General features: G+C 54.3%; 11 protein-coding genes. 8 read left to right on the forward strand and 3 right to left on the reverse strand.

What is annotated here, in order from left to right:
* Window positions 1-11: 11 nt before the first annotated feature.
* From SE16_RS12355 to SE16_RS12365, 3 genes are all read right to left on the reverse strand, one after another.
* Window positions 12-935: a carbohydrate ABC transporter permease gene (locus SE16_RS12355; protein ID WP_054492608.1), complete on the reverse strand. Its 924-nt coding sequence runs from the start codon at window positions 933-935 to the stop codon at window positions 12-14.
* Between the two features lie 63 nt (window positions 936-998).
* A complete protein-coding gene (locus SE16_RS12360) occupies window positions 999-2,351 on the reverse strand; it encodes an ABC transporter substrate-binding protein (RefSeq protein ID WP_152918064.1) in 1,353 nt (450 codons plus the stop codon).
* A gap of 103 nt (window positions 2,352-2,454) precedes the next feature.
* Window positions 2,455-3,522 (reverse strand): LacI family DNA-binding transcriptional regulator, encoded by a 1,068-nt coding sequence (locus tag SE16_RS12365; protein WP_054492606.1) that lies wholly within the window; start codon window positions 3,520-3,522, stop codon window positions 2,455-2,457.
* 228 nt (window positions 3,523-3,750) lie between these two features.
* Between SE16_RS12365 and typA the strand changes: the two genes are divergently transcribed.
* The 8 genes from typA to SE16_RS12405 all read left to right on the forward strand — a co-directional run bounded on the left by typA (window position 3,751) and on the right by SE16_RS12405 (window position 12,684).
* Window positions 3,751-5,580 (forward strand): translational GTPase TypA, encoded by a 1,830-nt coding sequence (gene typA, locus SE16_RS12370; RefSeq protein WP_054492605.1) that lies wholly within the window; start codon window positions 3,751-3,753, stop codon window positions 5,578-5,580.
* Between the two features lie 12 nt (window positions 5,581-5,592).
* Window positions 5,593-6,834, forward strand: coding sequence for a glycosyltransferase (locus tag SE16_RS12375; protein ID WP_269082727.1), 1,242 nt, complete (start codon window positions 5,593-5,595; stop codon window positions 6,832-6,834).
* The gene (locus tag SE16_RS12380; protein WP_161804543.1) at window positions 6,827-7,537 is read left to right on the forward strand and encodes a class I SAM-dependent methyltransferase; all 711 of its coding nucleotides are present in this window, start codon (window positions 6,827-6,829) and stop codon (window positions 7,535-7,537) included. Before SE16_RS12375 ends, SE16_RS12380 begins: the two co-directional genes overlap by 8 nt.
* Window positions 7,534-8,346: a class I SAM-dependent methyltransferase gene (locus tag SE16_RS12385; protein ID WP_082374153.1), complete on the forward strand. Its 813-nt coding sequence runs from the start codon at window positions 7,534-7,536 to the stop codon at window positions 8,344-8,346. Before SE16_RS12380 ends, SE16_RS12385 begins: the two co-directional genes overlap by 4 nt.
* Before the next feature lie 4 nt (window positions 8,347-8,350).
* Complete coding sequence (locus tag SE16_RS12390) at window positions 8,351-9,463, forward strand: glycosyltransferase family 4 protein (protein WP_054492601.1); 1,113 nt, start codon at window positions 8,351-8,353, stop codon at window positions 9,461-9,463.
* Window positions 9,460-10,179: a class I SAM-dependent methyltransferase gene (locus SE16_RS12395; protein WP_054492600.1), complete on the forward strand. Its 720-nt coding sequence runs from the start codon at window positions 9,460-9,462 to the stop codon at window positions 10,177-10,179. Before SE16_RS12390 ends, SE16_RS12395 begins: the two co-directional genes overlap by 4 nt.
* Window positions 10,176-11,111, forward strand: a complete 936-nt coding sequence (locus SE16_RS12400) for a lysylphosphatidylglycerol synthase domain-containing protein (RefSeq protein WP_054492599.1) — start codon at window positions 10,176-10,178, stop codon at window positions 11,109-11,111. Before SE16_RS12395 ends, SE16_RS12400 begins: the two co-directional genes overlap by 4 nt.
* Before the next feature lie 124 nt (window positions 11,112-11,235).
* Entirely contained in the window at window positions 11,236-12,684 is a 1,449-nt protein-coding gene (locus tag SE16_RS12405) for a hypothetical protein (protein WP_054492598.1), read from the forward strand.
* Window positions 12,685-12,783: the final 99 nt, after the last annotated feature.

A 12,783-nucleotide genomic window follows, 5' to 3' on the forward strand; every position in this document is an offset into this window, starting at 1 on the left:
AGGCTCCCCTCTCAGTATTCCAGTTCATCACGCATGACGATAATCAGGTAGAAGAAGATGAAGACGGCGCTAATCAGAAAGAGCACGACGGCAATCGCCGAGCCGTAGCCCATGCGGTAGTTGTTAAAGGCTTCGATGTACATGAAGTTGGCTAACACGTTGGACGAATTGTACGGGCCGCCGCGCGTCATGATGTAGACCAGGTCGAACGCGCGCAAAGAGTCAATGATGCTGATGACGATGACCACGATCGTGACCGGTTGCAAAAGCGGCAGAATCACTTTCCAGAAGGTTTGCCACTCGCTTGCGCCATCCACGTAAGCGGCGTCGGCAAGCGTGGGGTCAATACTTTGCATGCCGGCGAGGTAGAGAATCATCACATAGCCGGTTTGCCGCCAAATACCCGCCACGATAATCGCCCAAAGAACCGTTTTTTCGTTGCTCAACCACCCCATGGCGAGATTGTCCAGCCCGACAGCACGCAAGGTGGTGTTGATCAGCCCACCGGCGGGATGATACAGCCAGCCCCAAATCAGCCCGACAACGACGAGCGAGAGCACCATGGGGGCGAAAAAGGCGACTTTGAAAAACCACGCGCCCTTGATTTGGCGATTGAGGAGCGCCGCCAATGTCAACCCCAAAAAGACGGGGATGGTGATAAATGCGCCAATCCATTTGAGATTGTTCGTCAAGGATTTCCAAAAAACAGGGTCGTCTAACAGGCGAGCATAATTTTTCAAGCCAATAAACGTGGGGGCGGTCAAGCCGTCCCACGATGTAAAACTCAAATAAAACGAGTACAGCATGGGTCCAATCACCCAAACGGTGTAAAGCGTCAACGGCAACGCCAGAAAGGCATACGGTATCAGGCGCTCGCGAAGGGGTTTCCCACGTTTGGCGCGTGTTTGCTGGGCGGGCAGGGTTGAGACACTCATACACTCCTCCTGAACGCGGGGGTATGCAGGCGACGCCCGCATACCCCCTTCTCTTGATGGCGCTTATTGCGATTCGGCGAAGATTTCCTGGCGCGCCTTTTCAAGGTCCGCCAGAATATCGTCAATGCGATCGGGGTTCGCCCAGAATTCCATGAACCCGTTCATGCCCTTGTCCGCCATGGGCGGCGTCGTGTCGCGGTCGTAGAACTGCGCCACGTAATCGGCTTCCTGAATCATCTTGATGCCCTTTTGCTGGACGGGCGTGTACACCGAGATGTCTACGTCGCCGTTGGTGGCGAGGCGTCCCAGCGTGCGGGCGAAGTATTCCTGCACTTCGGCGGAACCGACGAAGGCGATGAACTCCTTGGCGGTGTCCGGGTGCGGCGCGTTCGCTGGGATGAAGTAGCCATCCGTCGGCGCGTCTTCGCCAATGGGCACATTGGGGTCAATGATGGGGAAGCGGAAGAAGTCCAGGTCGTTTTCGAGTTCATCCGGGAAACTGTCGCGGATGAAGTCGCCCATGAGGTACATGGCGGCGTCGCCCTGAATCATGAAAGTCAACGCTTCCTGCCACGAGTAGGCCGAGGCGTCTTCGATGAAGCAGTTGTGGTCGAAGAGTTGCTTCCAGTAGTCGAACACCTGGCGCACGCGCGGGTCGTCGTAGCGTTCCTTGCCTTCCATCAGGTTGATGTGGAATTCAGGACCATTGACGCGCATGTTGATGTAGTCAAACCAGGCGGCCGCCGTCCAGCGATATTTGGTGCCAATGGTGATGGGCGTAATGCCGTTGGCGGAAAGCGTATCACACGCGGCGAGCAGTTCATCCCACGTTTGGGGCGGGGTGATTCCGTACTGCTCGAAGATGGACGGGCGGTAGTAAATCGCCCACCAGTACCAGGATGTGGGCACGAAGTATTGGCGATCGCCGACACTGCTCAACGCCACAAAGCCCTTGGGATAGGACTCCAACCAGCCCTGTTCCTGCCAGACGTCGCTAATGTCCATCACCTGCCCATTGTTGACGAAGAAGCGCAAGCGGTTGCCGGCAAACCAGGTCAGCACGTCGGGCGGGCTGGACGAGGTGAGGTAAGCGCGGATGGCTTGCTTGAAGTCTTCGTGCGCGACAATACTGTGAATGACTTCGACATCCGGATGCTTTTCCTTGAACATTTGGACGAGTTCTTCGTCCGCTTTGCGCGGCGTGGGGTCGCCCATGTACGAGTTGTACACAAGGATACGGGTCGGTTTGACAACTTCTTTTTCAACGACTTTGGTGACTTCTTTTTCGATAACAGTCGGTTCGGCGGGTTGCGCTTCTTCCTGCTGGCCGGTGGATTCACCGCCGCCACAGGCAGCCAGCGCGATGAGCAAGATGCTCAACAATGCAAACAACAGACGACGAGACGAACGGAACATAATTCTCCTCCCATACATACAGTTGACCATTGGTCAGCGAGACCAGAACAACAAACATCTTTGACACGTCGGTGTGCCCCTGGTGATGCGCTATCACCCCCTTTCAGGTATGTGTTTTGGTGGAAGTGTCTGCTGGTTGCGGTGCGGGTCCGGTGGAATGGCGCACAATCAACTCGGCAGGCAGAACAAGCGCGCGAGTGATTGGTTCATACCCTTTCATGAGGTCAAACAACAAGCGCGCGGCTTGTTGCCCCATTTGCAATGTTGGCTGGCTGATAGTGGTCAATGGCGGCTCGAAGGATTCCGCCAGCGGGATATTGTCGAAGCCAATGACAGAGACATCGTCCGGAACACGGTAGCCCGCTTCTTTGAGGTAGCGAATCGCACCAATCGCCATGCGGTCGTTGAGGGCGAAGATGGCGGTGGGCGGCTCGGGACGATTCATGAGTTCACGCGCCCCCTTGTATCCACTTCGCGAGGTGAAGTCGCCATAGACAACAAGGCTGGGCTCAAGCGTGATACCATGTTCGCGCAATGTCCGCTCGATACCGCGCAACCGGTCTTCAACGGCAATCACTGTGTGTTCAGGGCCGCTAATCACGCCGATGCGACGATGCCCCAGGCTCAGCAGGTGCAAAGTGCCCAAGCGCGCACCGCCGAGGTCGTCGGCATGCACACAGTAGATGTCGGCGTTGCGCACACCATAGCCCAGCACCACACAGGGCAAGCCTTGCTCTTTGAGAATATCTAGCCCCTGTGCGGTGAGTACCGTCTCGACGACAATCACGCCATCTACAAAACCTGTGCGCGCTACGCGCTCATAGGCGGAGAGGTCATTGCGCGCACGCCCGGTAGAGAGAAGCAGGGAATAATCGCGTTTGTTGGCTTCGTCATCCACGCCGGCGATGAATTGAAGCAAATGCGGGTCAGAGAAGAGGTAATCAGCCGTGTAGGGGACGACGATACCGATGACATTGGCGCGGCCACGCGCCAGGGAGCGGGCGGCTTCGTTGGGGCGATAACCTAACGCCTCGATAGCCGCCTGGACACGCTGACGGGTTTCATCGGCGACACGGGGGTCGTTGTTGATGACGCGCGAGACTGTTTGGCGCGAGACGCCGGCATGGTCGGCTACATCTTGAAGTGTCACCCGTCGTTTCGATGCGCCCATGCGCCCCCCTTTGGCTTCGCTCAATACACAAGTTGTGTGACCGCTCACATGAGATGCGCACAATGTATCACAAAACAGGTTACGTTGTCAAGAGGCAAATTGGGCAATTTTTGCAACAGATTTCCCCAACGCCTGCATTCGTCTTTTTCACCAGTTGCGAGTATACTTTGGGCTCGGCCGCGAGGCCGATTTTTTATGCATTGACATGAAGGAATGAGAGCAGGCAGTATGACGACACGACGAACCGACTTGCGCAACATTGCGATTATTGCTCACGTTGACCATGGCAAGACCACACTGGTGGATGCCATGCTGCGGCAAGCCCGCGTCTTCCGCGAAAACCAGGCGGTGCGTGAGCGTGTGCTGGACTCAAACGACCTGGAACGTGAGCGCGGTATTACCATTCTCGCGAAAAACACCGCCATCCGATGGAATGGCGTCAAAATCAACATTGTGGATACACCGGGGCACGCTGATTTTGGGGGCGAGGTGGAGCGCGTCCTCAACATGGTGGATGGTGTGCTGTTGCTGGTGGATGCGGTTGAAGGTCCGATGCCACAAACACGCTTTGTGCTCCGCAAGGCATTGGAATTGGGGCACAAAGCGGTGGTCGTTATCAACAAAATGGACCGCCCGAATGCCCGCCCCGATTGGGTCGTGGATCAAACGTTTGATTTGTTTGTGGACTTGGGCGCGACAGATGAGCAAGCCGACTTCACGGTGGTGTATACCAACGCCCTGACCGGGCAAGCCAGCCTGACGCCTGAGGCGCTGGGTCCTGACTTGACGCCGCTTTTTGAAGCGATTCTTGCATTACCCGCGCCAGAGGTGCGCCCTGAAGAACCTTTGCAACTGCTCGTCACCAGCCTTGACTACGATGATTACAAAGGGCGCATTGCTATCGGGCGTCTGCACAGCGGCACATTGCGGCGCGCGCAAGAAGTGGCCTTGGGGCGCCCCGACACCGACTTGCGGCGCGGCAAGGTGGCGGAGTTGTTTGTGTTCGAGAATTTAGGCCGCCATGCTGTGGATGAAGCCGCCGCCGGCGAGATTGTGGCCGTCACCGGGCTTCCCGATGTCCAAATTGGCGAGACGATTACGGATGTGGATACGCCGCGTTTGCTTCCCCCTATCGCGGTGGAAGAGCCGACTGTGCGTATGGCGTTCATGGTCAATACCAGCCCTTTCGCCGGACGTGAAGGACAATACGTCACCAGCCGCGTCATTCGCGAGCGTCTCTTGCGCGAGTTGGAGCGCAATGTGGCGTTGCGTGTGGAAGAGACGGAGAACGCGGACACGTTCCTTGTGAGCGGGCGAGGCGAGTTGCACCTGGCAATTCTCATCGAAACGATGCGGCGCGAAGGGTATGAGTTTGCTGTGGGGCGTCCACAGGTGATTTACCGGGAAATTGACGGTGTGTTGCATGAACCGTTTGAAGAGGTGTTCATCGAGGTGCACGAAGATTTTGTGGGCGCTGTGGTGGAGATGCTGGGGAAACGGCGCGGCCAAATGCTTGATATGACGAGCGCCGCCCAAGACGGCACGGTTTCATTGCGCTATCTGGTGCCCACACGCGGCTTGCTTGGTTTTCGCAGCCGTTTTCTGACGGCGACACGCGGTACCGGCATTTTGCATAGCGTCTTCCATGGCTATCTTCCTTGGGCGGGCGACATGGAAGTGCGCGAAACCGGCTCGCTGGTGGCCTATGAAACGGGTGTGACAACGAGTTATGCGCTCAACAATGCGCAAGAACGCGGCACATTGTTCGTCGGTCCTGGCGAAGAGGTGTACGCAGGGCAAATTGTGGGGCAGCATTCGCGCCCAGGGGATTTGCTCATCAACGTCTGCAAGAAGAAGCATGTCACAAACCATCGGCGTGCTTTTGCCGAAGAAGGTATTTTGCTGACGCCACCCGTCCGCTTCACTCTGGATGAAGCCATCGAATACATTGGCGATGATGAAATAGTGGAGGTCACACCGCAGAGTATTCGTTTGCGCAAGAAAGAGTTGGATGCTGAAAAGCGCCAGAAAGCGGCGAAAGCGTTGCGGGCTGGGTAGGTGAGGGCGCTTGTGAAGGTTTGCTTGCTGGCTTCAACGTATCCCCGTTTTCCGGGGGATGGTGCGGGGCGCTTTATGCACTCCATCGCTGAAGCACTGGTGCGCCAAGGGCATGACGTACATGCTGTCATCCCGTATCACCCCGCTATTCGCCCACAGCCCGGTGTCGTCCAGATTCACCCATTCCGGTATATCTGGCCAGATCGCTGGGCGATCATGGGATATGCGCAAGCCATGCACAGCGATAGAGCCCTCAACAAAGGCGCATATCTCCTCGCTCCGCTTTTCTTCGCCAGCGCCTTCTACAAACTGCTTCGGTTGCATGCTATTCATCACTTTGACATTATCCACGCCCATTGGGTCATCCCTAACGCACCAATGGCGGCTTTGTTCTCACGCTTGAAAAATGTTCCACTCATCATCACCCTGCACGGGTCGGACATCTTTGTCGCACGTAAAAATGCGCTCTTGGGCGCAATAGCTGGCGCATGCTTCAAACAAGCCAGTGCCGTCACGGCTTGTAGCCCGCAACTGTATGAAGGTGCATTGGCACTTGGCGCCAGCCCTCAACGAACCCACCTCCTGCTATGGGGGGCGGATCCTGAGCGATTCGACCCGCAACGTGCCCCTTCGCAGATATCACTGCGTGAAAAACTTGGATTACCGTCGCATGCCCCCATTGTGTTGAGTTTAGGGCGTCTCGTGAAGAAAAAAGGGGTCGAATATCTTGTGCAAGCCATTCCCTATGTGCGCGAGCATATCCCCGATGTTTTGGTTGTTATTGCAGGCGACGGTCCGGAACGCTCACACCTCGCACAATTGGCTCTTCATCTGGGTGTACAAGCGCATGTGCACTTCGTAGGGGCTGTACCATGGCATGAAGTGCCTGCGTATTTGCACACTTGCGATGTGTTCGTTGTCCCATCGGTCGTGGATGAAAGCGGCAATCTGGATGGACTACCGACCACCATTCTCGAAGCGATGGCGGCTGCAAAACCCGTTGTGGCAACTGATGTTGCCGGCATTCCTCTCGTTGTAGAACACGAAAAAAACGGCTTACTTGTGCCGCAACGCGACCCACAAGCTCTGGCAACAGCCCTAGTTGACTTGTTGCGTCATGCAGACAAACGTCACCGCCTTGGTATAGCGGCTCGCCAACGGGTGGAAGTAGAGCTCAATTGGGATAACGTCGCACGCTTTTTTACGGGGTTGTACAACGAGGCAGTACGAGGTCAATCTCATGCCCATGTTTGAACAAGCGTATGCACCACGCTGGCGCAAAGCGCTCAAAATCAAAACGATTTTGCAAGATGCATATCCCAACGATCTTCGCCAAGCCAGGGTGCTGGACATTGGTTGCGGCAATGGCGCCATCACAAACGCTCTCGCTCCCGATGTTGCCACTATTGTGGGGACGGACATTGATGGAACGCTCATCGCTGAAGCGTATGCACATGCGGCGCCCAACGCTACATTTTTACAGAGTGATGGAGCAGCGCTCCCATTTGCTGATGAACAATTCGACATTGTGATATGTGCGCAAGTGTACGAACATGCGCATGACCGCCCAGCCCTTGTACGCGAAATTGAACGCGTATTACGTCCGGGGGGATATTGTTTCTTCAGTGGTCCCAACAAACTTGCTGTTTTGGAAGAGCACTATTGGCTTCCCTTTCTCTCCTGGTTGCCGCAATCTATTGCAGATGCCTATGTACGCATCACAGGACGAGGAGATGAATATGACGTTTGGCCAATGACGTACTGGCAATTACGCCAGCTATGGCGCCGCTTTACAATCCTTGACTATACCCCCAAGCTCTTGCATGCACCGCAGCGATTTGGCGTCGAAGACGAGTTGGGACGTCTGCATATCCTGACACGCCTACCTTTTGCTTTTTGGCGATTTATGGCACCTTTTCTGCCAAATTTCAACTGGGTGTTGGTGAAACAATCATGAGTACGCCAAACGATTTACAACCACCAGCAGTGCCGCCCGAAAAATATACACGCGATTATTTTGAGCAATGGTGCCACGGGGCGGATGAGTTCCGCACAAGTGGGGGAACACTTCTCCCCAAACGCTTACGCATTCCGCTCGATATTGCTAACGTCCAAACCCACCATCGTGTACTTGATATTGGCTGCGGGCGTGGCGAAGTCGCTTTGCACTGCGCCCAACGTGGTGCGCTCGTGTGGAGCATTGATTACGCCGCCGCGGCAATTGAATTAGCAGAAGAATCTCTCGCGCATGTGGAAAGCAGCGTGCGCACACGTATCAAATTGATGCAAGCAGATGCACGCGCCTTGCCTTTCGATGACGCAAGTATGGATGTTGCCTTCATGCTAGATGTTGTCGAACATTTGACACCGCCCGAACTCGATCAAGCACTGCAAGAAGTGTGGCGTGTTCTCCGGCCAGGCGGCATTCTCATCGTCCATACCATGCCCAATTTGTGGTACTACGCCGTCGGATACCAGCTGTACCGATTGGTACAATGCATACGTGGTGTGCATCTGCCAGCCGACCCACGCGATCGCTGGCCATTCAAAGACGTACACGTGAATGAACAGACCCCCCTCTCACTCTGGCGCACGCTCCGCCGCAATGGTTTCATCACGCGGGTTTGGTTGCAAAGCACCCAATCATATGCGTATGAGTCCAATCCGATCGTACGCCTAGGTATGGAAACCTTCGTGCGAATCCCCTTCATCAATTTGGTGTTTTGCAACGATATTTTTGCACTCGCCCGTAAACCAGGAGTATAAGCCCATGCGGATTGCTATTGAAGCATTGGGGATTCATTTTTATGGTGGCGGGCGAACAGCCACCATCAATTTACTCCAAGCCCTTTTCGCGCTTGACACGCGCAATGAATATCTCTTGTTCCTAAGCCAACCAGAACCAGATTTGTTGGCTCCTCATGTGCGCCAGCACATTGCGCCCGTCAAGAATCGTTTTGCGATGCGCCTTTGGGCACAAGCCATGTTGCCGAGGCTTACTCGTTCCTGCGATCTCGTGCATTTCGTCAAAAACCTTGGCGTTTTTGGGTTGCGAGTGCCTTTCGTTGTCACTGTCTATGACATGACAACTTTGCTTTATCCTGAACTCTTTCCCAAACTCGATGTGTGGTATTGGCGTACCATTGAAAAGCGAACACTTTGGGACGCTGCAAAAGTTATTGCTATTTCACATCAAACAGCAAGGGACATTCACCATTTCTACGGACTGCCCCTCGATCGTATTGAAGTGATTTACCCAGCCTGTGGGCGACATTTCCAACCCGCCTCTCCCGAAGACATCGCCCGTGTGCGTCAGGCATATCGTCTTCCGGAAGCATACGTCCTCCACGTCGGACGAATTGATCCCAAAAAAAACATTCCCCTTCTAATTGAAGCCTTTGCCCGCTTTCGTCAACAAACAGGCTTTCCTGGTACATTGGTCCTTGTTGGGGAACAATACAAAAAAAAGCCAGATCTAAGCATTTATGACAAAATCGCCTCACTTCAGCTGAATGATGCCGTCCAACTGCTCGGTCCTGTTCCGGACCAAGATTTGCCGGCTATCTATTCGGGGGCAACTGTTGCAGCCTTGCCTTCAGTGCATGAAGGGTTTGGGCTTGTTGCGCTGGAAGCCCTCTCGTGTGGGACTCCGTTGATTGTGAACCAGGCCGGCGCCGTAACCGAGGTTGTTGCAGATGCTGCGCTTATCATGGAAGAAAGCACCCCAGAATGTTTAGCGCAATTACTTGAACACGTTTGGCGTTCGCCCGATATTCGCGAATCTCTACGTCTTGCGGGACTCAAACGCGCTCAATCTTTTTCGTGGGAAAAAATGGCCCAGCAAACACTGGCCGTGTATGAGGCTGTTGGGAGACAACGATGAAAACGCAACAACGCGCACACACAAAAGAAGAAATCATTGCAACATACAATGCGATGTACACTCAACCAGGCAAATTACGCGACGCCGCAGCCTTGTATCGCTGGGTGCTTGACCTGCTATCACCTCAAAAAGGTGCACAACTCCTGGATGTCGCATGTGGTGAAGGGGTCCTTGTGCGCCTCGCAGAAGCTCGCGGGGTTCATGCAATCGGTATAGATGTTGCATGGCGCGCGGCCATCATTGCGCAACAAAGTACGTGCGGGCGCATTATAGTTGGCGAAGGAGAAGCACTACCCTTCCCAGACGCAACATTTGATTTTGTCACCAACTTAGGCAGTCTCGAACACTTCATTGATCCCGAACAAGGTGTACAAGAGATGCGGCGCGTGCTCAAACCTGGTGGAGTGGCTGCCGTTCTTCTTCCAAATAGTTATTACCTCGCCGACATTATCTGGCATGTGTGGCGTACTGGATATGGCCCCAATCATAAACAGCCACTCGAACGCTTTGCAACCTTCGGTGAGTGGCGCGATATGCTCGAAGCAGGTGGATTCCATGTTGAAAAAGGTCTGAAATACAATTTTTTGTTTCCACGTTCACGTGAAGATTGGCAATGGTATTTTCAACATCCACGCAAGTTTCTTTATCTGGCCGTAGCGCCTTTGATGCCGTTTCATCTTTCATACAGTTTTCTTTACATTTGCCGCGCCCTATGAAACGCCAACACGTTTTGAAGCGTTTTGCTTTCCCTTTTGTATCCCGCCAATCTCTGCGACGTATTGCGCAAGGATTTGTTCTCCTTGCCAGTCTGCTCTACCTCGCACATAACCTCCAGCCCTTACTGCAATATGGCTGGACATTTACGTGGCGCTGGTCGTTTTTGGCACTAGCATGGACATTCACATTTGCCGCAATCTGGCTAGGAGCCATTGGCTGGTGGCACATGTTACGTGCGCTCCTTCCTGCGCCACAAATTTCATTACTTCAAGCTGCGGACATCCACTTGAAATCTAACCTGGCCAAATACCTGCCAGGTTATGCCTGGCAACTGGTTGGCAAAGCGTATTTAGCGCGGGCGCAGGCTGTTCCGCCCAAAGTGTTGAGTTTTGCCATGACTCTGGAATTGGGCGCCATCCTAGGTTCAGGGGCTGTTTTGGCTGCCGGCACGAGTTTCTTCTATTCATTTCCATTGCCCACATCACTTCTTGTCTTCATTCGTGCGGTAGGAGGTATTGCCTTCATCCTCCTCATCACATTGCCTTTCTTGTGGTCGATTGTCTTACATAAATGGGAGATTCCCAACCTCTCCATGCAACGCTACTGGCTTGCCGTGCTTGCCATGGCGACAGGATGGCTTTGCTTTGGCATAGGTTTTTGGGCACTGGCAGCAACATTACAACCTGTTGCCTTGAATATGCTGCCTCATTTCATTTTCATAGTCGTTGGCGCGTTCTCAGTCAGCCTGGCTGTTTTATTCGTTCCAGGTGGTATTGGCGTGCGCGAAAGTGTCATCACCTTTTTACTCTCACCACTTTTAGGGGCTTCGGCTGCTGTCATGGTCGCAACACTTTCGCGCATTCTCCTCATAACTGGCGAATGCGTGGCTGTAGCCTCACTTCTTCCTTGGCGCTCGTCCAAAAGCACCTAATCCTCTTCCTCACCCATCAATACTCCTGGTAATACTCCGCATGTGGTATTGTTTTTGACACATAAAAACGATATAGTGTCAATACCCGTTGTTAACCAATTGATCTTTTTGAGGAGGTTTTCGCATGACTAAATTATCTCGTTTGCTGGCGCTCACGTTGGCGTTGGCGCTTGTGCTCGGCGTTGGGTATGCCGCCTATGCCGCTGGGCCTGCTGGTTCCTGGGCAAGCGGTATCGCCTGTGTCAACCTGGATAGCGCCAATGATGCTTCAATTACCCTGACGTTCTACCCACAAGATAGTGGTTCAGCCGCACTCAGCTACGCGGACACGATTCCTGCTGGTGCCAGCAAGAACTACTACACACCCTCTACGCCGCCAGGCGTTCCCAGTGGGTTCTTGGGGTCGGTTGTCGTTGCATCGAGCACTCCTGTTTCGTGCAGCGTGAATACGCAAAAGCAAAGCGCCGGCACCCAAAGCGACCCCTATCGCATTGGTACAAGTGCGGGCGTCTCAGAGGCCGAAGCCGCCCCCACGATGTACGCTCCACAAGTGATGAAAAACCTTGCTGGCTGGAATTCGTACATCGCCGTCCAGAACACAGATTCGGTTGATACCAGCGTGACAGTCACATACAAAGATGCCAATGGGAATACAGTCGCTGGTGCGACCGAAACCGTTACTATCCCGGCACAAAGCACCCACATCTTTTACCAGGACAGCAACGCTGGTCTGCCCAATAATTTCATTGGCGCGGCCACCATTTCGGCTGACAACGGCACATCGAAATTGGCCGTGGTGGTCAACTTCTACAACGACGGCTCCACCTCCAGCAAAGCACAACTGCACTCGTACAACGGCTTTGCCAGCGGCGCCAACACGCTCTATGTACCGCGCGTTGTACGCAACTTCTACGGCTACAACAGCGGTCTGAGTATCCAAAACATTGGCGCGAGCGACACAACGGTGAAAGTGACCTTCAACTTCGCGGGCAACACCTATACGTATACATCCGGCGCTATTGCACCTGGAGCCGCTCTCGCCATTTATGCACCCAATATGTCCGAGTTGAGCGGTGTGGACAGCCTGCCGCAAAGCCAGCGCTTTGGTAGCGCCGTGATCGAAGTGCTGTCGGGTGGTCCCGTTGTTGCGATCGTCAACGAAGATAATCGCGGTGGAGCGGGTGTCCCCGCCGAACGCGCTGGTCAGGGTTCGACGTACAATGCTATCCCCGCCGGCTCGGAAACGAACACGGTCTTCTTTGCCCAGATTGCACGTAACGCGGGTGGCGTCTTCTCGGGTGGTTTCCAAGTTGCCAACACCACGAGCACCAATGGGACTTGCAGCATCTCGTATGCGGGCGCTTCAGCCGCTGATGAAACCGGCGTCTCCTTGCCGGCAAATGGCTCGATTGCTCGCTATGCTCCCAGCGTCGCCAACCTGCCCGATGGCTTCAACGGTGCAGTAACGGTCACCTGTGATGTGCCAATCGTTGGTATCTCGAACTTGGCTGTCAATCCAGGTTCGGGGCGCTACGGTGACAGTTTCACCCAGGGCAACGGTCTCAACCAATAACCCTGTCACCGGTACCGACATGGCAACAGGCCACCCCGTAAACGGGGTGGCCTGTTGATTGTCAATCTCTTAAACTCATGCTATTGTCGCCGCTATGCA

It is taken from the genome of Ardenticatena maritima, assembly GCF_001306175.1.
GTDB lineage: Bacteria > Chloroflexota > Anaerolineae > Ardenticatenales > Ardenticatenaceae > Ardenticatena > Ardenticatena maritima.

Coding starts and splice junctions, on each gene's coding strand:
- SE16_RS12355 (WP_054492608.1), bottom strand. CDS start 935: ATGAGTGTCTCAACCCTGCCCGCCCAGCAAACACGCGCCAAACGTGGG.
- SE16_RS12360 (WP_152918064.1), bottom strand. CDS start 2,351: ATGTTCCGTTCGTCTCGTCGTCTGTTGTTTGCATTGTTGAGCATCTTG.
- SE16_RS12365 (WP_054492606.1), bottom strand. CDS start 3,522: ATGGGCGCATCGAAACGACGGGTGACACTTCAAGATGTAGCCGACCAT.
- typA (WP_054492605.1), top strand. CDS start 3,751: ATGACGACACGACGAACCGACTTGCGCAACATTGCGATTATTGCTCAC.
- SE16_RS12380 (WP_161804543.1), top strand. CDS start 6,827: ATGTTTGAACAAGCGTATGCACCACGCTGGCGCAAAGCGCTCAAAATC.
- SE16_RS12385 (WP_082374153.1), top strand. CDS start 7,534: ATGAGTACGCCAAACGATTTACAACCACCAGCAGTGCCGCCCGAAAAA.
- SE16_RS12390 (WP_054492601.1), top strand. CDS start 8,351: ATGCGGATTGCTATTGAAGCATTGGGGATTCATTTTTATGGTGGCGGG.
- SE16_RS12395 (WP_054492600.1), top strand. CDS start 9,460: ATGAAAACGCAACAACGCGCACACACAAAAGAAGAAATCATTGCAACA.
- SE16_RS12400 (WP_054492599.1), top strand. CDS start 10,176: ATGAAACGCCAACACGTTTTGAAGCGTTTTGCTTTCCCTTTTGTATCC.
- SE16_RS12405 (WP_054492598.1), top strand. CDS start 11,236: ATGACTAAATTATCTCGTTTGCTGGCGCTCACGTTGGCGTTGGCGCTT.